At 68.6% G+C, this 19,759-nt stretch carries 21 protein-coding genes; 9 read left to right on the forward strand and 12 right to left on the reverse strand.

Translation table 11 applies throughout. The annotated features are described in order from the left end of the window. Nucleotides 1–141 precede the first annotated feature (141 nt). The 7 genes from mnmA to QZ588_RS00445 all read right to left on the reverse strand — a co-directional run bounded on the left by mnmA (nucleotide 142) and on the right by QZ588_RS00445 (nucleotide 7,482). Nucleotides 142–1,242, reverse strand: a complete 1,101-nt coding sequence (mnmA, locus tag QZ588_RS00415) for a tRNA 2-thiouridine(34) synthase MnmA (RefSeq protein WP_295538502.1) — start codon at nucleotides 1,240–1,242, stop codon at nucleotides 142–144. Nucleotides 1,243–1,386: 144 nt separating this feature from the next. Continuing rightward, nucleotides 1,387–3,135, reverse strand: a complete 1,749-nt coding sequence (locus QZ588_RS00420) for a nickel-dependent hydrogenase large subunit (RefSeq protein WP_295538424.1) — start codon at nucleotides 3,133–3,135, stop codon at nucleotides 1,387–1,389. Further along, nucleotides 3,132–4,406, reverse strand: a complete 1,275-nt coding sequence (locus QZ588_RS00425; protein ID WP_295538505.1) for a (Fe-S)-binding protein — start codon at nucleotides 4,404–4,406, stop codon at nucleotides 3,132–3,134. The genes QZ588_RS00420 and QZ588_RS00425 overlap by 4 nt, the downstream gene beginning before the upstream one ends. A gap of 107 nt (nucleotides 4,407–4,513) precedes the next feature. After that, complete coding sequence (locus QZ588_RS00430; RefSeq protein WP_295538427.1) at nucleotides 4,514–5,173, reverse strand: hypothetical protein; 660 nt, start codon at nucleotides 5,171–5,173, stop codon at nucleotides 4,514–4,516. After that, complete coding sequence (locus QZ588_RS00435; RefSeq protein WP_295538429.1) at nucleotides 5,170–6,312, reverse strand: hydrogenase small subunit; 1,143 nt, start codon at nucleotides 6,310–6,312, stop codon at nucleotides 5,170–5,172. The genes QZ588_RS00430 and QZ588_RS00435 overlap by 4 nt, the downstream gene beginning before the upstream one ends. A 137-nt stretch (nucleotides 6,313–6,449) precedes the next feature. Next, on the reverse strand, nucleotides 6,450–6,890 hold the full coding sequence (locus tag QZ588_RS00440) for a hydrogenase expression/formation C-terminal domain-containing protein (protein WP_295538431.1): 441 nt from the start codon (nucleotides 6,888–6,890) through the stop codon (nucleotides 6,450–6,452). A gap of 85 nt (nucleotides 6,891–6,975) precedes the next feature. After that, a complete protein-coding gene (locus tag QZ588_RS00445; protein ID WP_295538433.1) occupies nucleotides 6,976–7,482 on the reverse strand; it encodes a hydrogenase maturation protease in 507 nt (168 codons plus the stop codon). Between the two features lie 267 nt (nucleotides 7,483–7,749). Between QZ588_RS00445 and QZ588_RS00450 the strand changes: the two genes are divergently transcribed. Continuing rightward, entirely contained in the window at nucleotides 7,750–8,007 is a 258-nt protein-coding gene (locus QZ588_RS00450; protein ID WP_366929519.1) for a HypC/HybG/HupF family hydrogenase formation chaperone, read from the forward strand. A 114-nt stretch (nucleotides 8,008–8,121) separates the two neighbouring features. On the opposite strand, the gene QZ588_RS00455 is transcribed toward QZ588_RS00450, so the two are convergent. Then, the gene (locus tag QZ588_RS00455) at nucleotides 8,122–8,586 is read right to left on the reverse strand and encodes a hypothetical protein (protein ID WP_295538437.1); all 465 of its coding nucleotides are present in this window, start codon (nucleotides 8,584–8,586) and stop codon (nucleotides 8,122–8,124) included. A 117-nt stretch (nucleotides 8,587–8,703) separates the two neighbouring features. On the opposite strand from QZ588_RS00455, the gene QZ588_RS00460 reads away from it, so the two are divergent. The 4 genes from QZ588_RS00460 (at nucleotide 8,704) to QZ588_RS00475 (ending at nucleotide 12,744) form a co-directional block, all read left to right on the forward strand. After that, nucleotides 8,704–9,525 (forward strand): pyruvate, water dikinase regulatory protein, encoded by an 822-nt coding sequence (locus QZ588_RS00460; RefSeq protein WP_295538438.1) that lies wholly within the window; start codon nucleotides 8,704–8,706, stop codon nucleotides 9,523–9,525. Nucleotides 9,526–9,771: 246 nt separating this feature from the next. Beyond that, nucleotides 9,772–10,863: a Re/Si-specific NAD(P)(+) transhydrogenase subunit alpha gene (locus QZ588_RS00465; RefSeq protein WP_295538440.1), complete on the forward strand. Its 1,092-nt coding sequence runs from the start codon at nucleotides 9,772–9,774 to the stop codon at nucleotides 10,861–10,863. Between the two features lie 183 nt (nucleotides 10,864–11,046). Further along, nucleotides 11,047–11,331, forward strand: coding sequence for a proton-translocating transhydrogenase family protein (locus QZ588_RS00470; protein WP_295538443.1), 285 nt, complete (start codon nucleotides 11,047–11,049; stop codon nucleotides 11,329–11,331). Between the two features lie 12 nt (nucleotides 11,332–11,343). Then, nucleotides 11,344–12,744, forward strand: a complete 1,401-nt coding sequence (locus QZ588_RS00475; RefSeq protein WP_295538445.1) for an NAD(P)(+) transhydrogenase (Re/Si-specific) subunit beta — start codon at nucleotides 11,344–11,346, stop codon at nucleotides 12,742–12,744. A 119-nt stretch (nucleotides 12,745–12,863) separates the two neighbouring features. Here the strand turns inward: QZ588_RS00475 and QZ588_RS00480 are convergent, their stop codons facing one another. Together QZ588_RS00480 and nth are read right to left on the reverse strand one after the other, a co-directional pair. After that, complete coding sequence (locus QZ588_RS00480; protein ID WP_295538447.1) at nucleotides 12,864–13,328, reverse strand: DUF1841 family protein; 465 nt, start codon at nucleotides 13,326–13,328, stop codon at nucleotides 12,864–12,866. 36 nt (nucleotides 13,329–13,364) lie between these two features. Continuing rightward, nucleotides 13,365–14,063: an endonuclease III gene (gene nth / locus QZ588_RS00485; protein ID WP_295538449.1), complete on the reverse strand. Its 699-nt coding sequence runs from the start codon at nucleotides 14,061–14,063 to the stop codon at nucleotides 13,365–13,367. Between the two features lie 176 nt (nucleotides 14,064–14,239). On the opposite strand from nth, the gene lexA reads away from it, so the two are divergent. From lexA to QZ588_RS00500, 3 genes are read left to right on the forward strand one after another with little or no spacing between them, the layout of a single operon-like run. After that, nucleotides 14,240–14,890, forward strand: a complete 651-nt coding sequence (gene lexA / locus QZ588_RS00490) for a transcriptional repressor LexA (protein WP_295538450.1) — start codon at nucleotides 14,240–14,242, stop codon at nucleotides 14,888–14,890. 21 nt (nucleotides 14,891–14,911) lie between these two features. Continuing rightward, nucleotides 14,912–15,778, forward strand: a complete 867-nt coding sequence (locus QZ588_RS00495) for a hypothetical protein (RefSeq protein ID WP_295538452.1) — start codon at nucleotides 14,912–14,914, stop codon at nucleotides 15,776–15,778. A gap of 42 nt (nucleotides 15,779–15,820) precedes the next feature. Then, the gene (locus QZ588_RS00500) at nucleotides 15,821–17,554 is read left to right on the forward strand and encodes a DNA polymerase Y family protein (RefSeq protein WP_295538455.1); all 1,734 of its coding nucleotides are present in this window, start codon (nucleotides 15,821–15,823) and stop codon (nucleotides 17,552–17,554) included. A gap of 22 nt (nucleotides 17,555–17,576) precedes the next feature. Here QZ588_RS00500 and rsgA read toward each other — a convergent pair whose 3' ends face one another. Together rsgA and QZ588_RS00510 are read right to left on the reverse strand one after the other, a co-directional pair. Continuing rightward, complete coding sequence (gene rsgA, locus QZ588_RS00505) at nucleotides 17,577–18,641, reverse strand: ribosome small subunit-dependent GTPase A (RefSeq protein ID WP_295538457.1); 1,065 nt, start codon at nucleotides 18,639–18,641, stop codon at nucleotides 17,577–17,579. 58 nt (nucleotides 18,642–18,699) lie between these two features. Next, a complete protein-coding gene (locus tag QZ588_RS00510) occupies nucleotides 18,700–19,014 on the reverse strand; it encodes a cytochrome c (protein ID WP_295538460.1) in 315 nt (104 codons plus the stop codon). Nucleotides 19,015–19,123: 109 nt separating this feature from the next. Between QZ588_RS00510 and orn the strand changes: the two genes are divergently transcribed. Further along, nucleotides 19,124–19,666 carry an oligoribonuclease gene (orn, locus tag QZ588_RS00515; RefSeq protein WP_295538462.1) on the forward strand — a complete coding sequence of 181 codons (543 nt, stop codon included), beginning with the start codon at nucleotides 19,124–19,126 and terminating at the stop codon, nucleotides 19,664–19,666. Nucleotides 19,667–19,759 lie beyond the last annotated feature (93 nt).

Below are 19,759 nucleotides of genomic sequence, written 5' to 3' on the forward strand. Positions count from 1 at the left end.
GAGTTGCGAGGGCGAGTGTGGAGGGCGTTGCGGGTGTCTGGCGCATCCGCCGGTCTGACGGATATGGGGGCAGGGCCGGGGCAATCCGCAAGGGCAAGCGTCAAGCGTCCAGGCCGCCTGGGCCGGCGACGTCGGCGGGGCCTAAGCCGCCGCGGTGATCACGGCACCGCCGAGGCATTCATCCCCAAGATAGAACACCACGGACTGCCCGGGCGTGACGGCGCGCTGCGGCTCGGCGAAGCGAACCCTGCACAGGGCCGTATCGTACTCGACCAGGGTGCAGCGCTGCAGCGGCTGGCGGTGGCGCAGCCGACACAGGCAGGTGAACGGCAGCCGGTCTGCGGCTACCGGCGGTGCCCCCGCGATCCAGTGCAGCTGCTCACCGCACAGGCCCTGGGCGTAGAGCAGGGGATGTCGAGCCCCCTGGACGACAATCAGCGCGTTGCGCGCGGCGTCCTTGGCGGCGACGAACCAGGGCGCCTCGCCGGCCTCGCGCACGCCGCCGATGCCGAGCCCCGAGCGCTGGCCGATGGTGTACCAGGCGAGCCCACGGTGCTCGCCCAGGACCCGGCCTGCGGGTGTCTCGATGGGGCCTGGGTCATCCGCAAGCCAGCGCGCCAGGAAGTCCGCAAAGCGGCGCTCGCCGATGAAGCAGATGCCGGTGCTGTCCTTCTTGCCCGCATTCGCAAGCCCCAGCCCGCGGGCGATGCCGCGGACATCCGCCTTGGTGAGGTCCGCCAGCGGGAACAGTGCGTGCTGGAGCTGGTGCTGTGTGAGCCGATGCAGGAAGTAGGTCTGGTCCTTGGCCGCATCCCGGGCGCGCCCGAGGCGGCTGCCCGCTGCGCCGTGGGTGACCCGGGCATAGTGGCCGGTGCCGATCCACTCGGCCCCCAGGTCCAGCGCGTGGTCCAGGAAGGCGCGGAACTTGATCTCGCTGTTGCAGAGCACGTCCGGGTTCGGGGTGCGCAGCGCGCGGTATTCGGCGAGGAAGGCGGCGAACACGCGGTCCCAGTATTCGGCGGCGAAGTTGACGGTTCTGAGCGGGATGCCGAGCTGATCGGCCGCGGCCTGCGCGTCGGCCAGATCCTCGGCGGCCGAGCAATAGCCGGGCGCGTCGTCCTCCTCCCAGTTCTTCATGAACAGGCCTTCCACCGCGTAGCCCTGACGCCGCAGCAGGTGCGCCGCGACGGCGGAGTCGACGCCGCCGGAGAGGCCGACGATGACGCGGGGGCTGGAGATCAGGGGGTTGCTCCTCGAAGGTCGGCAGGCGCACGCTCACCGGCGCCAGCTTACGCTCGTTGAGCACCTACATGAAATAGTGTTGGAGGACCAGCGACATGCAGGGCGTGGGCCGGCGGCGTTGCGCCGCCGGCCGGGGCGTGGGTCTCAGCTCACCTTGATCTCGATGGACTCGCCGGTCTCGGGGTCGGCCAGGTGCACGGCGCAAGCGATGCAGGGGTCGAAGGAGTGGATGGTGCGCAGGATCTCGATGGGCTGCTTGGGATCATGCAGCTGGGTGTTGTGCTGCAGGGCGGCCTCGTAGGCGCCGGGGACGCCCTCGGGATCGCGGGGGCCGGCGTTCCAGGTGGAGGGGACCACCGCCTGGTAGTTGGCGATCTTCTCGTCCTCGATGACGATCCAATGCCCGAGCGCGCCGCGCGGGGCCTCCATGAAACCGGCACCCTGGGCCCGCTTGGGCCAGCTGGACGGCTGCCACAGGGCCTCGGCGAAGGTCTTGCTGTCGCCGCCTTTGACGTTGGCGATGAGCTGGTCGTACCAGCCCTGCATGGCGTCGGCGACGATCTGAGACTCCAGCGTCCGCGCGGCGGTGCGCCCGAGGGTGGAGAAGAGCGCGTCCACCGGCAGCCCGAGCTGCGCCATGGTCGAGTCCACCAGCTCCTTGGCTTGTGGATGGGCTTGGGCGCTGGTGTCGGCGTAGAGCAGCAGCATGCGCGCCAGCGGGCCGACCTCCACGGATGCGTTGTTCCAGCGCGGGGACTTGAGCCAGGAGTAGCCGTCCTGCACGTCGAGCTGCTTGTAGGGCGGTTTCACGCCGCCGCGCCTGTCGTATTCCAGATTGGTCTCGCCGGCGTAGGGGTGCAGGCCGGCCTCGTTGCCCGCGTCGTATTCGTACCAGGAGTGGGCGATGAACTCCTGGATCTCGCCGTCGGCATGGAGGTCCACCGGCTGGATGTTGCCGAGGTCCCGGTTGAGAATGGCCCCGCGCGGGAACAGGAAGTCGGCCGTATTGCGCAGGCTGCCGCCGGACATGGGCAGGTCGCCGTAGCAGAGGAAGTTGCCGAGCCCTTCGCCGCGCTCGGCCCAGTCCTTGTAGAAGCTTGCGATGGCAATGGTGTCCGGCACATACACCTGGGCCACGAATTGCTGCATCAGCTTGATCAGATCCTGCACCTGGGCCAGCTTCTTGGCGTTGATGGCCGAGTCCGAGTTCAGATCGATGGGGGAGGTGAGCCCGCCGACGACGAAGTTCGGGTGCGGATTCTTGCCGCCGAAGATGGCGTGCAGCTTGGCCGCCTCCCGCTGCCAGCCGAGCGCTTCCAGGTAATGCGCCACCGCCATCAGGTTGGCCTCCGGCGGCAGCTTGTAGGCGGGGTGGCCCCAATAGCCGTTGGCGAAGATGCCGAGCTGGCCGGACTCCACGAAGCCCTTGATGCGCTGTTGCACATCGGCGAAATAACCCGGTGAAGACTTGGGCCAGCGGCTGATGCTCTGCGCCAGCTCTGAAGTCGCCTTGGGGTCGGCGCGCAAGCTCGAGACCACATCCACCCAGTCCAGCGCGTGCAGGTGATAGAAGTGCATCACATGATCGTGGATGTACTGGGCGCCGATCATCATGTTGCGAATCAGCTGCGCATTCGGCGGTACGTCCACGCCGAGGGCGTCCTCCACCGAGCGCACCGACGCTACGCCGTGCACCAGGGTGCAGACGCCGCAGATGCGCTGGGCATAGGCCCAGGCGTCGCGCGGGTCCCGTCCCTTCAGGATGGTCTCGATGCCGCGCACCATGGTGCCGGAGGAGTAGGCTTGGGCGATATTCTGTCCATCCATTTCCGCCTCGATGCGCAGATGGCCCTCGATGCGGGTGATGGGGTCGACGACGACGCGTTGGTTCATGCGTGAGTACCCTCGTCACTCTCCACAAGGTGGTCGGCGATGAGCTCTGTCAGGCCGATCACGGGGATGTCCATGGTGAACTCTTCCAGCCCTTCCTCGAGCTGGGTGCGGCAGGTGGCGCACATGGTCACCATGCGGTCCGGCTCCACCTCTTCGATCTGTGCCTTCTTCTTCTTGAAGGCGGCAAGCTTCAGCGCCTCGGCGCGCTCGTTGGACGAGACGCCGCCGCCGGCCCCGCAGCACCACTGCATCTTGCCGTGCTCCTTCAGGTCGACGAAGTTCTCCGCCACCAGATCCATCAGGTTGCGCTGCTGCTGGATCACACCGCTCTTGCGCGCCAGGTTGCAGGGGTCGTGCAGCGACAGCCTGTCGTCCTCCCTGCCCTCGGTCTTGATGCGCCCGTCGGCGCGCAGTTGGTCCAGCACCTCAATGATGTGGAACACCTTGAACGGATAGGCGCGCTTGATGGCGTTGGGGCCTTCCCAGCGGATGGCGGTATAGGCGTGACCGCACTCGGGGCTGATGACGTTCTTCACGTCCAGGGCTTCGGCGGCGTCCACCACCCGCTGCACCAGCACCGCAGCGATGTCCTTGGAGCCGATCTGAATGCCCGCGTTGGTGGCCTCGAAGCACTGCTGGCTCAGGGTCCAGCTGACACCGGCATGGGCGAAGATCTTGGTCAGCGCTTCCAGATATTCCGGGAAGTTGATGATCTCCATGGAGGACAGCAACACCAGATAGTCGGCGCCCTGTTTGTCGATGGGCACCTCCAGGCCGGTGGATTGCTCCACATGCCTGATTTGCACATCCAGCGTCTTCCACTTGAGCCCCATGGGGCTGCCGGTATTGACGGCGCGCACCGAGGCGGCGACGAGCCCCTCCGGCGAGTGGCCGGAGGCCACCTGGCCTTCGCGGGCCTTGCGGATCATGTACTGGATGTCATTGCCGACGGGGCACACCATGGAGCAGCGCCCGCACATGGTGCAGGAGTCGTACAGCAGGGGCTCCCATTCGGCGAGCATCTCGTCGGTGACCTGCTTGCCCGCAAAGTGCTTGTCCAGACCGAGCTTGTCCAGCGGCAGCTTTTCTCGAAGCACCCCCTTGAGCTTGCCCCAGAAGGTGAACTCCTGCTCCCACAGGATGCGCATGGGCTCCAGCTTGTGGATGGGGGTGTACTTCGGGTCCCCGGTCTCGACGAAGAACGGGCAGGCGGTGGCGCAGAGCCCGCAGTGCACGCAGCTGGAGAAGAAGGACGCGACGGGGGCGTCCATCTCTTCGCGCAGCGCATTCAGCCCGCGCGCCAAGGAGAAGCCACCGGCGGCTTGCGTGGTGCCGCTGCTCTCAGGCAGGTCGGCCCCGGGTGTGAGCACGGCTTCGGTCATGACTGGACCCCCTTACGGCCGAACGTGGCGCCGTTGTAGTAGCGTGCGACGAAGGCCGTGAACATGTGCGTGAGCTTGGTGAACGGCAGCACCACCAGGAAGATCTCGGCCGCCAGGATGTGGATGCCGAGCGCCAGCGGATAGGGGTTGATGAGGCGGTGATAGGCGAGATAGCCCGTGATCATCACCAGGAAGGTCACACCCCAGATCAGGTAGTCCTCCGGCGTGGACAGAAAGCGCTTGACCGGATGCGCCAGGCGGTGCACCAGGGCCGCCAGCAGACCCAGGATGGTAATCGCCGTGATCGCATCGACCACCGGATTCGGCAGGGCCGGCCAGGCGATGCCGAAGGTGGACTTGATCAGCTCCACGTGCGGGATGAACAGGAGCAGCGCGACGATGAAGCCGATGTGCCACACCATGCCCACCACCACATCGAAGGGCGCGGCCTTGAAGGTGCCGGGGTCGGGCTCGAAGCGCTTGTACATGGTGCGCAGGCCACCCAGCGCGGCGCTGCCGCGGGGGGCGGCGTAGTTGTGCGCGCGCCCCAGGGCCAGAATCTCCACCAGCCGCACCAGCACACCGAGTGCGAACACGGCCAGGGCCGCCTGGAACAGCGGACCCTTGGTGAGCATCAGGAACTCCACAGCGGTCATAGCTTCTGCTCCAGCTCTTCAGCGGTGACGGTCTGGTGTTGCTTGGCGGCACCCTTCGCCTGGCTGCGGGCCAGCAGACCGACGCCGGCACCGACGGCGACACCGGCCGCACCGGCGGCGAGCAGCATGTCGCCGGAATTGCCCGGTGGCACCGACAGGGCGTCGTAGAAGCCCCCGGCGTCCCAGAAATCGGGCTCCGAGCAGCCCAGGCAGGGCGCCCCGGCCTCCACCGGCCAGCTCGTGCCGCCGTTCCACTTCATGGTGGCACAGGCGTTGTAGGTCATGGGGCCCTTGCAGCCGAGGCGATACAGGCACCAGCCCTTCTTGGCGCCCTCGTCGTCGAAGGTTTCCGCAAACAGGCCCTTGTCATAGAACGGCCGCCGGTAGCAGCGGTCGTGGATGGACTGACCGAAGAAGGCCAGCGGGCGGTTGTATTGATCCAGCTCCGGCAGCTTGCCGAAGGTGAGGTACTGCGCCAGCACGCCGGTGATGACCATGGGCAGCGGCGGGCAGCCGGAGACATTGATGACGGGCTTGTCCTTCACCAGGTCCTGCACCGCCACGGCCCCGGAGGGGTTCGGGCTCGCCTTGGGCAAGCCGCCGAAGGCGGCGCAGCTGCCAACGGCGATGACGGCGGCGGCGTCGGCGACGGTTTCCATCAGCATGTCATAGTTGCTGATGCCGGCGATGGTGCTGTAGCCGGGATTGGCCCCGGGGCCGGGCAGGGAGCCGTCCACCACCACCAGATACTCGCCGGCATTGGCGTGCATGGCGGCTTCGCGCGCGTGCTCGGCGGCATCGCCGGCGGCGGCCTGCAGCGTGTGGTGATAGTCCAGGCTGATGGTGTCCAGGATCAGATTCTCCACCGTCGGCGAGAAGCTGCGGGTGAGAGACTCGGTGCAGCCGGTGCACTCCTGGAAGGAGAGCCAGATCACCGACGGCCGCCGCGCGCTTTCCAACGCCGCGGCGATGGCCGGCGCCATGCTCGGCGGCAGCGCCATCATGCTGGCGGTGGCGGCGCAAAATTTCAGAAAACCACGGCGGGAGACGCCGTTGCGGCGCAGACTCTCGCCGAGTGTCGCTTGCCGGGCCGGCGCGGGCCGCCCATCCGGCCGATGCGGGCTTGCTGTGACCATCATTCCTCCTGCTGTTTGAGGGACAGGCAATCCCTTGCCGGACGTAAAAAAGCTGGCGGACGGGCCGCCTCTGCGTGACGCCGATGCATCGGCACCCCGCCGCGCCTCATCGGGCGCCCGGCACGCCGGCGCATGGGCGCTCAGTCGCCCGGCGCAGGGTTGGCGTCCGGGGCCGAGAGTCTGGCATCGAGGGCCGCCAGGGCGTCGCTCAGATCTGCCGGCTGGCTGCGCAGCAGCCGCGGCGCATGGTCCACTTCCAGGTGCAGGGCGACCCGCTGACCGTCGGTATTCAGGTACTCCACCACCCAGACACCGCTGAAGGCGGTCTCTTGGATGCGGGTGGGCCCGAGTGCATCGACGCTGGCGGTGACTTCGCCGCTGCCCAGCAGGGTCATGAGCCGCTCCTCATCCCCCGGACCAAAGGGCATGGCGCCGAGGTCGATCTGCGTCGGCTCGCCACCTTGGATGAGCTGCGCCAAGGCGTGGCGGACCTGGCTCAGCACCGGCAGTGCATTGCCGTAAGCGACCGGGGCCGCCGGCTCGCCCTCCACCTTGATCGGGATGTCCCCGATGGATGCCATGTCATGCTCCCATATCGCTATTTGATAATTTTAGTTGAATCTAATTGTGCGGGCTTTGACCCAAGGCAGTGTCTGCGGGCCCATATCAGCCTTCCGCGCCCCAGCGCGCGAGCAGGGCGCGAATTTGTGTCACCGCCTGCGGCACGGCGGCGGCAACCGCCGGGGTCAGGGTGCTACCCCAATCCACGGTGTCCGGCTCGATCCCTACCAGCGCCCGGCGAGCAGGCAGGCTGTCGGTGAGCCGGGCGATGTCGAACAGATCCGAGAGACTCACCTCGTGGACGTTGTTCGCGTGCTTGGCGAGCTGCGCGTCCATGGCATCGCCTTCGAGCAAGCGGACGGTGCCCGGCGCCTGGCCCATGCGCGCGGCGTCGACGACGATGAGCCAGGCCGCCTCCGCAATGGGCCCGGCGAGGGTGAAGCTCAGCGTGCCGCCATCCATCAGCGTGAGATTGGGATTACCTTCGGTGGCGGCCTCCAGGGCCTGGAGCACGGCGACACCGACGGCCTCGTCCGTCAGCAGTATGTTGCCGAGACCCAGAATCAGGGTGGGCGCTGCGGCTTCGAAAGGCTTGTGCGTCTGCTCGATCACGGGCATATCTTCGCTCGCCGCCGGGATGGGCGGCACTCGGGGTGGTCACTGGGGCCGCATTGGGGGCGGTGCTGGAAGCGGCGCCGGGGGGCGGCATTGGGAGGCGGCATTGGCGCCGGGCGCGGGCTTGTGCATCGGATGATGCCGCAGCCATCGCCCGTTTGGATTGATCGGGCACAGGAAGACGGTGATCACGGCTTGCGGGCACCAGCGGGCGCGCCTTAGGCTTGATGACAACGCTTAACGGGACGGGTCGCCATCATGTGCATGGGTATTCCGATGCAGATCACAGCCATCGACGGTCTCGTCGCCCGCTGCGAGGCGAAGGGCGTGGAGCGCGCGGCGACGCTTTTGCTGCTGGGGCCGGAGACTGTCGCCGTCGGCGACTACGTGGTGGTGCATCTGGGCCATGTCATCGAGCGCATCGACGCCGCGCGCGCCGCCGAGGCCTGGGCGCTCTACGACGAGATGCTGGCGGCACAGGACTTGGATGCCCGCACCGCAGGCGACGGACAGAGCGCCTGACCGGAAGTCCATGCAGCGATCGATGGCCCCGAGCGATGTCCCCGGCCGATCGCCACCGTCGGGCACCGCTCCCGGGGCTGGCGCGAGGGCGCCAGACCGCCGGTGGCACACGGCTCAGCCCGCGGCGCCCAGGAACTCACCGGCGATGGCGTACTGGCGCTGCACCTCGTCGCCGTGGCCGTCGTCATCGCGCTCCACCAGCTCGCAGTTGTTGGCCATGCGGGCCTGCATCGCGGCCTTCCAGGCACGGTTGCTTTTCTCCGGCAGCAGGTTGCCCGGTGTCAGTGCAGCGGCGGCCGCCGCCGCAACGAAGTGGTCCGCCTGCGCCAGCCAGTCCGTGTCTTTGCCGCAGTCGGTGTAGGTTTTGGTGGCGTAGGCCCTGGTGGTGCGGTAGGCATCCTCCAGCTCGCCGGCGGCGGCATCCGCGCGCAGCGCCGTGGCGATGGCGCGGTTCACACGCTCGTCGCGGCTCAAGCGCTTGACGCTGTCGGCGAAGCGGGCGCCGACGACCCGCTGCTGGTCCTCGGGTAACCGATTGAGCAAACTGCGCAGATCTTGGTCGGTGCTGATGGTGGGCATGGCTCTGGCCTCTATCGCGGTGGCGGTGTCTGCGTCGCCATGACGGCGGCGCTCTTTCACCATCGACTAATATTGCCCCCCGCAGGTCCCGAGCCGCATTGATATGAATCACAGCCCATGAAGCGTACCGTCTACTTCGTATCCGAGAGCACCGGCATCACCGCCGAGACCATGGGGCTCAGCCTGTTGTCGCAGTTCGACACCGTCGATTTCGAGCAGGTCTACATGCCCTACATCAACACCGAGGCGCGGGCGCGGGCGCTCTGCCAGCGCATGAACGAGGCCCACGCCCGCGACGACGTGCGGCCCATCGTCTTCGCGACCATGCTGGACGAGGAGATCGCGGCGATCCTGAAGCAGGGCGATTGTTTCTACCTGGAGCTGTTCGAGCACTTCGTGGAGCCCTTGAGCGTTGAGCTGGGTGTGGCGCCGAGCCGCGAATCCGGGCGCAGCCACGCCATCACCAAGCCGAGCAGCTACACCAAGCGTATCGAGGCCATCAACTTCGCCATGGCCAACGACGACGGCGTGCGCCCGGACAATTTCCGCCATGCCGATGTGGTGCTGGTGGGGGTCTCGCGCAGTGGCAAGACGCCCACGTGCCTGTACCTGGCCATGCACTACGGGTTGCGCGCCGCCAACCATCCCATCACCGAGGAGGACTTCGAGCGCGGCGATCTGCCCCCCGAGGTGATCGACGCCCGTGCGCATGTCTATGGCCTCACCATCGACGCCCAGCGCCTGCAGGCCATCCGCGAAGAGCGCCGCCGCGGCAGCGCCTATGCTTCTGCGGAGCGCTGTCGACGCGACATCCGCGAAGCCCAGACCATGTTCAGACGCCACAACATCTCGGTGCTGAATACGTCCAACCAATCCATCGAGGAGATCGCCGCCCAGATCCTGCGAGCCATGAAATCGCCCAACGGCGGCACGCACTGAAACGCCGCCGCCGGCGGCGCCTGGCGTTGCAGCCATGCGGGGCGTGCGCCGGCATCCGGCGCCGATGGCAGACCCGGTGATCCGGCTCATCGCCGGTTGATCCGACGCAGCCCGGCGGGTGGCGGCGGCGCGGATTCCTTGAGATCACCGGGTGCAGCGTCGATAATGCCGCAGCGCTGACCGGCCACGCGCCGGCCCGCCCGATAATAAACGCATCACCGCACCACCAGCCCTGACACCAAGCCCATGAAGCTCGGAATTCCGCAAGAGTCCCTCGCCGGCGAAACCCGTGTCGCCACCACGCCGGAGGTGGCGCAAAAGCTCATCAAGCAGGGCTTTGAAGTGCTGCTGGAGGCCGGCGCCGGCGCCGATGCCCACTACACCGATGCCGCCTATGAAGCCGCCGGCGTGCGGCTGGTGGCGCGCGAGACCTGCTTCCAGGCGGATATCGTGCTGAAGGTTCGCCGCCCCAGCGACGACGAGGCCGCGGCGGTGCGCGCCGGCGCCGTCTACATCGGTCTGCTGGAAAGCTGCGGTGATGATCCCACCGTCGGCCGCATGGTTGAGAACGGCGTCACCGTGCTGGGCATGGAGCGCATGCCGCGCATCTCCCGTGCCCAGTCCATGGATGCCCTGTCCTCCCAGAGCAACATCGCCGGCTATCGCGCGGTGCTCGAGGCCGCCGCCCGCTACGGGCGCTTCTTCCCGATGATGATGACCTCCGCGGGCTCTGCGAAGCCGGCGCGGCTGGTGGTGCTCGGGGCCGGCGTGGCAGGGCTGCAGGCCATCGCCACGGCGCGGCGGCTCGGCGCCGATGTGCATGCCTACGATGTGCGCCCCGAAACCAAAGAGCAGATCGAATCCCTCGGCGCCAAGGCCATCGAGCTGGACCTGGGCGAGAGCGGCGCCGGGGAGGGCGGTTATGCCAAAGAGCTATCCGCGGAGGCCAAGGCGAAGCAGCAGCAGCTGCTGGCCGATGAGCTGGCGAAAGCGCACGTGATCATCACCACGGCGTTGATTCCCTGTCGCCCGGCGCCCGAGCTGATCACCGAGGAGGTCGTCGGGCGCATGCGCGAGGGCTCGGTGATCGTCGACCTCGCCGCGGCCAATGGCGGCAACTGCAAGCTCACCGAGGCCGACCAGATCGTCGTGCGCCACGGCGTGATCCTCGTCGGCCACACCAACTATCCGGCCATGGTGCCGGCGGATGCGAGCGCCTTCTATGCGAAGAACCTCGCCAACCTGCTGGAGATCATGGTGGAGAAGAGCGATCGCGGCCCGGTGCTCAAGGATCTTCGCCAAGATGAGATCACTCAGGCCATGCTGGTGTCGGCCTGAGCGCACGCAGCGCCCATGCACGACGGCCGTGAGACGACGCGGCGCGCGGTAGCACACCCGGTCAGCCCGTGCCGCACCGCCATGCTGCGGCATGGGAACGTCACTGGCCCCCCGGCATCGCCGCTTTTCGCTGACATCCCAGCCCTGCTTACTCAACCCCGCTGACTCAGCCGCGGAGCACCCATGTCCGAATCCCTCACCGCCCTCTACGTCTTCATCCTCGCCTGCTTCATCGGCTACTACGTGATCTGGGGTGTGACACCGTCCCTGCACACCCCGTTGGTGGCACTCACCAACGCCATTTCCGGCATTGTGCTGGTGGGAGCGTTGCTGGTGACCGGACTGGATGAGGCCGGCTGGCTCGCCTCCGGCATGGGCTTCTTCGCGGTGCTGCTCGCAAGCATCAACGTCTTCGGTGGCTTTCTGGTGACGCACCGGATGCTGTCCATGTTCAAAAAGAAGAAATAGGAGGACGGACGCATGGCACTGAGCATGAATCAACTGGCCGTGGCCTACCTGGTCTCGGCCGTGCTCTTCATCTTTGCCCTGAAGGGGCTGACACACCCGGCGACGGCCCGGCGCGGCAATCTCTTTGGCATGCTCGGCATGGTCATCGCGCTGGGCGCGACCCTGCTCGGCACCGAGGTGCAGGACTATCTGCTCATCATCATCGCCGGCGTCATCGGCGCCGGCATCGGCATCGCGGTGGCGCTGCGCATCCAGATGACGGCGATGCCGCAGCTGGTGGCGGCGCTGCACAGCTTCGTCGGCATGGCAGCGGTGCTGGTGGCCATCGGCACCTTCCTCAATCGCGCCCAGGCGGGCACCCTCAACGCCGTGCTGATGGGCGAGCTCTCGGCGGGTATCGTCATCGGTGCCATCACCTTTACGGGCTCGGTCATCGCCTTCGCCAAGCTCCAGGGCATCATGTCCGGGGCGCCCATCAAATTCGCCGGGCAGCACCTGCTGAATGCGGGCATCGCCATCGTCACGGTACTGCTGGCCGTGCATTTCGCCATGACCGGGAGTGTGCTCTCGCTGCTGCTGATGACGCTGCTCGCCTTCGTGCTCGGCGGCACGCTGATCATCCCCATCGGCGGCGCCGACATGCCGGTGATCATCTCCATGCTGAACAGCTACTCGGGCTGGGCGGCGGCGGCCACGGGCTTCACGCTGCACAATGACCTGCTCATCATCGTCGGCGCCCTGGTGGGCTTCTCCGGCGCCATCCTCAGCTACATCATGTGCCGGGCCATGAACCGCAGCATCATCAATGTGGTGTTCGGCGGCTTTGGCACCGACGCCAGCGGCGGCGACAGCGCCGGCGCCGTGGCCGCTGAGAAGGGCATCAAATCCGCCTCCGTCGACGACGCCGTCTACTGGATGGAGGATGCGAACAAGGTCATCATCGTGCCCGGCTACGGCATGGCCGTGGCCCAGGCCCAGCATGCGCTGAAGGAGCTGATGGAATTGCTCGAGGCGCGGGGTGTGGCGGTGACGTTTGCGATCCACCCGGTGGCGGGGCGCATGCCGGGCCACATGAATGTGCTGCTGGCGGAGGCGGACATCCCCTACGATCATGTCCTCGAGATGGACGAGATCAATCCGCAATTCCAGGGCGCCGCCGTGGCGCTGGTGGTGGGGGCCAACGACGTGGTGAACCCCGCCGCCAAGGAAGACGCCTCCAGCCCCATCTACGGCATGCCCATCCTGGAGGCGGGCCGCGCCAGCCAGGTCTACTTCCTCAAGCGCTCCATGCGACCGGGCTATTCGGGCGTCGACAACCTGTTGTTCTATCAGGACAACACGTCACTCATCTTCGGCGATGCCAAGGACACCATCGAAGGCATGGTGTCCGCGCTCAAGGGCGGGGGGCACTGAGCCGGTGTCCGCCGCCATGGCGTTGGCGCGTCGCTGATGCGGGCTCGCCGGGTGACGGCGTTCCATACCCCCTGGCACCGCAAGCAGCGCCGAACGACGTCCTGTAAATGGCCCAAGACTCAGAGCCGGCGGGTATCCGTGCTTGCGGGTGGCAAGCCCAGGGTGCGGCGAATGCAGGCGAGGTAGTTGTTGGGATCATCCTCGCGGCCGTCGCGCTGCATGCGCCACATGGACTCCGCCAGGCAGTCCAGAAGGCGGTGCTCGAGTGTGTGCACGTCATCACCGTGCACGCGCAGCGCGCCCTGGTAGAGGGCAGCGATGCCCCGGGGATGATCGGCGCCGATTTGCTCCAGCAGGGCCAGATGCAGCGCCATGTGCAAAAAGGGGTTGGCTTCGCCGCCTTCCGGTCGCCAGTCCCGGTCGAGCACCTTGTCTGCATCGGCGAGCAGCCCGTGGTACTCCGGGTGCTTCTCCACGACCTCGGCGATGCGCTGCTCCAGCGGATCCAGGGGTTGCCCCGACTGCGCCTTCTGCCATGCCGCGATGAAACGGCGGCGATAGGGATCGCGCTGGGCACCGAACATGGATGTCGCTCCTTAAAGATTAAGACTGCCTGGGTTTCATGAGGTGGCGTCACGCGCCGGCTTTTCATCGCCCCTGGCTGCGGTCTCTGCGGCGGCGTTTGGCGCTGGCGTCTTGTGCTTGTGCTCGCAGAGATCCGCGATGATGCACTCGGGGCAGCGCGGCTTGCGTGCCGTGCAGACATAGCGCCCGTGCAGGATCAGCCAGTGATGGGCATCCTGCAGGAACGCCTTTGGCACCAGCCGCAGCAGTCGTTGTTCCACCGCCAGCGGCGTCTTGCCGACGGCGAGGCGCGTGCGGTTGGCGACGCGGAAAATGTGCGTATCCACCGCCATGGCCGGCTCGCCAAAGGCGGTGTTCAGGATCACATTGGCCGTTTTTCGCCCCACGCCGGGCAGGGCCTCCAGCGCCGCACGCTCCCGCGGCACCTCGCCGCCGTGGGCGTCTACCAGGATGCGGCAGGCGGCCATGATGTTCTTGGCCTTGCTGTTGAAGAGGCCGATGGTGCGGATGTGCGCCTTCAGACCTTCCTCGCCGAGCGCCAGGATGGCCTGCGGCGTATTCGCCGCCGGAAACAGCCTAGCCGTTGCCTTGTTCACGCCCTTGTCCGTGGCCTGTGCCGAGAGGATGACCGCCACCAGCAGCTCGAAGGTGCTGCTGTAGCGCAGTTCGGTGGTGGGATTGGGGTTGGCGTCCCGCAAGCGGGAAAAGATCTCGGTGCGTTTGGCGCGGTTCATGGCGGCGCCAAGCATAGCGGCGGCGGGCGCCGTTGTCGCGGCCGCATCGAGGGGGGCCGGGTCCGGCGAGCGGACACGGCGCTGACGGGCGATGCGTTGGCGCCGATGATCCGTTTGACCGACGGCGTAAGAACTGTCTAAAATGACAGTCCTTCATCCCGGCAACCGGCGCACCCATGTCCAACCGGCTCACCGCCCGCCAACGCCAAATCCTGGAGCTGATTCGCCGTCACGTACGGGAGACGGGCTATCCGCCGACGCGCGCCGAGATTGCGCAGGCGTTCGGCTTCAGGTCCGTCACCGCCGCCGTGGACCACCTCAAGGCCCTGGCCCGGCACGGCGTCATCGAGATGCAGCAGGGCACCTCCCGCGGCATCCGCCTGCTGGTGCCGGCGGCGGACGAACGGCAATTGCCCGTGGTGGGGCGGGTGGCCGCCGGCAGCCCCATCCTCGCCGCCGAGCATATCGAGGAGCACCACCAGCTGGATCCCGGGCTGTTTCATCCGCGGGCGGACTATCTCCTGCGCGTGCGCGGCTTCAGCATGCGTGAGGCCGGCATCCTGGATGGTGATCTGCTGGCCGTGCATCGTACGCCCACGGCCGAGAACGGCCAGATCGTCGTCGCCCGGCTGGACGACGAGGTGACCGTCAAGCGCTTGCGCCGTCAGACGCACTGGCGTCACCGCGTACAGCTGCTGCCGGATAACCCGGATTTCGCACCCATCCACGTGGATCTGCGTAAGCAGACGCTCGTCATCGAAGGGCTCGGCGTTGGGGTGCTCCGCCGCGGGCTGACGCCCGGCGCCGGCGACGCCCGCCCGTTGTAGACATCACCCCAGCGCAGCGTCATGCAGCTCGATCAACTCCTCGCCGATCGTACCGACCTCTGGCGCGGCCACGCTGCGCCGCCGGCGGCGCCCACGGGCCTGCCCACCGGCTTTCGCGCGCTGGACGCCGCACTGGCCGGCCAAGGCTGGCCGGCGGCTGGGCTCAGCGAGGTGCTGAGCGCCCACGCGGGCGCCGGCCTCGCGCTGCTGATGCCGCTGCTGGCGGCGTTCAGCCACGGCCATCAGTGCCGTGGCGGATACCCCGGACAGCCACGCTGGCTCCTCTGGGTGGGTCCACCGTACATTCCCTTCGCACCGGCACTGGCGGCCCGCGGGCTGGACCTGCGACGCATGCTGCTGGTGCATGCCGGGGCCGACGCCGCCTGGGCGGCGGAGCAGGGTCTGCGCTCCGGCACCTGTGCTGCGGTGCTGGCCTGGACCGGTCCGGGCGCCGGCTGGATGGATCATCATGCCCATGGTCAGCGATGGGCTCGGGCCGGCGGCATCGCGGGCGAGCGGCGCGCCAACGGCTGGACACCGGCGGCGCTGCGCCGCCTGCAGCTCGCCGCCGCCGAGAGGAGCACGCCGGTATTGCTGGTGCGCCCGCTGGCCGCCGCCGGCGAGACTTCCCCGGCGGCACTGCGGCTCAAGGTCAGCGCCTGCGCCGAGGGACTCGACGTGACCCTGCTGAAGCAGCGCGGCGGTCGGTCTGGACAACGGCTGCGCCTGCCGGCCCAACCGGATGCCGACAGCGGCGGCGAGCCACGGCCCGGCGTCGGCGTCGTGTCGGCGGGGCCGGGCATCAAGGTGCAGGCCGTCGGCGATGGGCTGCCGCCGGCCCCGCTGGCCCGCCGGAGCCGCCGCCGGCGCAGCGCACCGCGGCGCTGAAGCCGCCCCGCGCGCCGCCATCGGTGCTGGCCGGACACCGCCATGAACTGGCTCGCGCTGCACCTGCCGGCGCTGGCGCTCGAGGTCTACAGCCGCGCGCTGCCGCCCGATCGCGCTCCCGCACCAGCCGCCGGGCGCCGTTCGTATCCGCCGTTGGCAGGGGCAGATGCCCGAGCCGCGCTCGCCGCGGACGGGCCGGACACCGCGGTGACCGCAGACCTGCCGGCATCGGCGCAGCCGCAGCCGCTGGCGGTAAGCGAGCATGATCGCATCATCGCCTGCAATGCCGCCGCCGCACGGCTCGGCATCGTGCCCGCGCTATCGGCCGCCGCCGCCCGCGCGCTGTCGGCGCAGCTGCGCATTCTGCCGCGTCGGCCCGCCGCCGAGCGGGCCGCTCTCAGCCGGCTTGCGACCTGGGCCTATGGCTTCAGCGACCAGGTGAGCCTGGCGCCGCCGGCGGCCCTGGTGCTGGAGGCGGGCCGCAGCCTCAAGCTCTTTGGGGGTGCGGTGGCATTGCGCCGGCGGGTGCTCGATGGCGTCGCCGGCCTCGGCTGGCAGGCGCGTTGTGTGCTGGCGCCGACGCCGGCGGCGGCGCTGGTGCTCGCCGCCGCCGGCGAGGCCGCACAGCTGAATGTCCGGGCAGGCACTGACGCCAACGAAACCGCAGGTGCCGGGGCCGGCATCGTCGCCGACCACGCCGCCCTGCGCCGCCGCCTCGCCCTGCTGCCGGTGGCGGCGCTGGACTTCACGGCGGCGCAGCTGGACGACTTGCAGCGCATGGGCATTGGCCGCGTCGGAGAACTGCTGCGTCTGCCACGGGCCGGGCTCGCCGAGCGCCTGGGCAGCGACCGGCTGCAGCAGCTGGAGTGCCTGCTCGGCGAGCGCCCGGACCCGCGTCGGGCCCACGTGCCGCCGACACGCTTTCGCGCCACGCTGGAGCTGCCGGCGGAGGTACCGGATGCCCCGGCACTCGCCTTCGCCTGCCGACGCCTCATCGACGAGCTGGCCGCAGTGCTCTACGCCCGCCAGGCCGGCGTGCAGCACCTGCACTGGCGCTTCCACCACGCCGACGGGCCGCCCACGCCACTCGTCCTCGGCTCGGCGGCGCCGGCGCGGGATCCGCAGCATTGGCTGGCATTGCTGCGCGAGCGCCTGGACCGGCTGCGGCTGGCGGCGCCGGTGCGGGCCATCAGCGTCAGCAGCGAGCGACTGCGCCCGCTGGCGCCCGCCGATACCGAGCTCTTCCCCCAGGATATCGGCGGCGCGACACCCGATCCGGCGCTTCTGGACCGCTTGCGGGCACGGCTCGGGTGGACAGCGGTGCAGGGGCTGGCGGCGGTGGCGGACCATCGCCCGGAGCGCGCGTGGCGCCTGGGCGAGCCGAGCCTGGCGCCAGCGGGCCCCAGGCGCGGGGCGCCGCCGGCCGCCGGCCGGGGCAGGGCAGCCCGCGAGCAACCGGCCCAGGCGCAGGAGACGGTGGTGCCCGGCGCGGCCACCGGTGCGCGTCGTGACCGACCGCTGTGGCTACTGGCGGCGCCGGTGGCGTTGTCATTGCGCGACGGCCGTCCCTGGCTGGACGGGCCGCTGGATCTGGGGGCCGGCTGCGAGCGCATCGACACCGGCTGGTGGGACGACTGCCCGGTGGCCCGAGACTACTATGCCGCCCGCACCATCGCCGGCGAGCGGCTCTGGATCTATCGCGAGCTGCGCGGTGCCGGCGGCTGGTTTTTGCACGGCATTTTCGGCGATGATCCTGCGGCCGGCGATGGCGACTAATGCCCGTCGACGGCCGTCGCGCTCAGCGCACCAATCCCGTACGCAGCTGCTGAAAGCGCTCCAAGCGTTGCGGATGGATACGGCCCGCTGCCACCGCCGCATGCACGGCACAGCCAGGCTCATCCTGGTGCCGGCAGTCACGGAAGCGGCACTGGCCGCGCAGCGTGCGCAGCTCCGGGAAGCCATACTCGAGCTGCACCTGGGTGAGGCCCGCCAGCCGGAAGCTGCGCACCCCCGGCGAGTCGATGAGCCGGCCGCCCTCTGCGACGCCCGACGGCAGCCGGTAGCAGGTGGCCGTGGACGTGGTATGACGCCCCAAGCCCGTCGCCGCCGACAACCGACCCACCTGAATGTCCTGGTCCGGCAGCAATGCCTGCACCAGTGAGGATTTACCGACGCCCGACTGCCCCAGCAGGATGGCGGTCTCGCCGGGCAGATGCGCCAGCAGCGCATCGATGCCGGGCGGCCCCTTGGTGCTGATGGGGCATAGTGGATAACCGAGCCCGGCGTAGGGCGCCAGGGTGTCGAGGAAGACCGGGCGCGTGGCGGTATCCAGCAGATCCATCTTCGCGACCACCACCAGGGCGCGCACGCCCATCAGCTCCGCGCCCACCAGATACTGGTCCAGCAGAAAACCGCTCGGTGGCGGCTGCGGGGCCACCACCACGGCCAGCAGCGTCAGATTCGCCGCCAGTGGCTTGTCCCGGCCGGCATAGTCCGGGCGGCTCAGGGTATTGGCGCGCGCCGCGAGTGCTGTCACCACGCCGCGGCCGGGCTCGGTGGCCACCCAGACGACGTGGTCGCCGCACACCGGGTGGCCGAGATGGCGGCGGGCGACGCAGTGGTACAGCATGCCGTCGCCGGCCTCGACGGCGAGATGGGCGCCGTGGCGGGCGACCACCAGGCCCTGCCGGGCCGGAGTGTCGGCGTCGTGTCCTGCGCCTGCGGGCGTCTGGCCGGTGCCCGCTTGCTCGGCCTCGAGCGTATCGAGGACGGCCTGCGCACGTGTCTCGAACCGCTGGCGCCGGCGCTCCTGGATGGCCAGGATGCGCCGGCGCTGCTGCTCCGACAGTCGCCGCTTGGGCACTAGCCGGCCGTCCGCCGGTGTGCCGTGCTGCGCCGCCGCGCCGGCTGTCCGCTCAGGCTCACTGATCGAACTTGTAGTACTCCTGATTCAGGCGCTGGGCCACGGCCTGTACTTCCTCCGGGAACATGCCCGTGTCGAGGTTGGTGTTACAGGCCTCCACCTGCGTCTCGAGCGCGCTGTAGGAGTTGATCTTGCGATTGTCTCGGGTGTACACCTCGCTGCCGTGGCAACTGGTGCAGTTCTTCTCGATCAGGGCATGGGCGTCGGCGCCTTCGCTGGCCGCAGCCGCGAGGCTCGCCAGCAACAATGCCGTGCCGCCGACCAGCAGCGTGCTGGCGGTGAGCAGTTGGACTGTGGGGAACTTCATGCGCATGGCTATTCTCCAGGAAATCGCTGGGGTTGGATTCTAGCAACGCTCGCCGCCCTATTGCGCACGATCGCGCTACCATCCCGACAAATCGTGGTGCCGCCGGGAGAAGCCAATGGAGCAAACGGGAAATCTGGTCTGGATCGACCTGGAAATGACGGGGCTCGACCCCTTCAACGACCGAATTCTGGAGATCGCCAGCATCGTCACTGACCCGGATCTGACCACGCTGGCGGAGGGACCGGTGCTGGCTATCCAGCAGCCGGAGGCCGTGCTCGCGGGCATGGACGAGTGGAACACCCGCCACCACGGCGCGTCCGGTCTGCTGGAGCGGGTGCGCAGCAGCGATATCACCGAGGCCGATGCCGAGGCGCAGACGTTGGCCTTTCTGCGCAACTGGTGTCAGCCGAAGCAAGCACCGCTTTGCGGTAACAGCATCTGCCAGGACCGCCGCTTCCTGGCGCGCTGCATGCCGCGGCTGGAGGCCTTCTTCCATTACCGCAATCTCGACGTCAGCAGCCTCAAGATCCTCGCCCGCCTGTGGGCGCCGGATATCGCCGAGGCCTTCAAGAAGCAAAACAAGCACCAGGCGCTCGACGATATTCGCGAGTCCATCGCCGAGCTCAAGCACTATCGTGCGGCGTTGTTGCGGGTCTGAAGCGGGGCGCCCCTGCCGATCGGGCGGTCGGTGCGGGCTGCTCGGGCGGTGGCGTGGCGGGCGTTGCCGCTGACCCGCGCCATGTCCGGCGGG

The organism is uncultured Thiohalocapsa sp., from assembly GCF_913062725.1.
Classification (GTDB): domain Bacteria; phylum Pseudomonadota; class Gammaproteobacteria; order Chromatiales; family Chromatiaceae; genus Thiohalocapsa.

Coding starts and splice junctions, on each gene's coding strand:
- QZ588_RS00420 (WP_295538424.1), bottom strand. CDS start 3,135: ATGAACCAACGCGTCGTCGTCGACCCCATCACCCGCATCGAGGGCCAT.
- QZ588_RS00425 (WP_295538505.1), bottom strand. CDS start 4,406: ATGGACGCCCCCGTCGCGTCCTTCTTCTCCAGCTGCGTGCACTGCGGG.
- QZ588_RS00430 (WP_295538427.1), bottom strand. CDS start 5,173: ATGACCGCTGTGGAGTTCCTGATGCTCACCAAGGGTCCGCTGTTCCAG.
- QZ588_RS00435 (WP_295538429.1), bottom strand. CDS start 6,312: ATGATGGTCACAGCAAGCCCGCATCGGCCGGATGGGCGGCCCGCGCCG.
- QZ588_RS00440 (WP_295538431.1), bottom strand. CDS start 6,890: ATGGCATCCATCGGGGACATCCCGATCAAGGTGGAGGGCGAGCCGGCG.
- QZ588_RS00450 (WP_366929519.1), top strand. CDS start 7,750: ATGGGTATTCCGATGCAGATCACAGCCATCGACGGTCTCGTCGCCCGC.
- QZ588_RS00455 (WP_295538437.1), bottom strand. CDS start 8,586: ATGCCCACCATCAGCACCGACCAAGATCTGCGCAGTTTGCTCAATCGG.
- QZ588_RS00460 (WP_295538438.1), top strand. CDS start 8,704: ATGAAGCGTACCGTCTACTTCGTATCCGAGAGCACCGGCATCACCGCC.
- QZ588_RS00465 (WP_295538440.1), top strand. CDS start 9,772: ATGAAGCTCGGAATTCCGCAAGAGTCCCTCGCCGGCGAAACCCGTGTC.
- QZ588_RS00470 (WP_295538443.1), top strand. CDS start 11,047: ATGTCCGAATCCCTCACCGCCCTCTACGTCTTCATCCTCGCCTGCTTC.
- QZ588_RS00475 (WP_295538445.1), top strand. CDS start 11,344: ATGGCACTGAGCATGAATCAACTGGCCGTGGCCTACCTGGTCTCGGCC.
- QZ588_RS00480 (WP_295538447.1), bottom strand. CDS start 13,328: ATGTTCGGTGCCCAGCGCGATCCCTATCGCCGCCGTTTCATCGCGGCA.
- nth (WP_295538449.1), bottom strand. CDS start 14,063: ATGAACCGCGCCAAACGCACCGAGATCTTTTCCCGCTTGCGGGACGCC.
- lexA (WP_295538450.1), top strand. CDS start 14,240: ATGTCCAACCGGCTCACCGCCCGCCAACGCCAAATCCTGGAGCTGATT.
- QZ588_RS00495 (WP_295538452.1), top strand. CDS start 14,912: ATGCAGCTCGATCAACTCCTCGCCGATCGTACCGACCTCTGGCGCGGC.
- QZ588_RS00500 (WP_295538455.1), top strand. CDS start 15,821: ATGAACTGGCTCGCGCTGCACCTGCCGGCGCTGGCGCTCGAGGTCTAC.
- QZ588_RS00510 (WP_295538460.1), bottom strand. CDS start 19,014: ATGCGCATGAAGTTCCCCACAGTCCAACTGCTCACCGCCAGCACGCTG.
- orn (WP_295538462.1), top strand. CDS start 19,124: ATGGAGCAAACGGGAAATCTGGTCTGGATCGACCTGGAAATGACGGGG.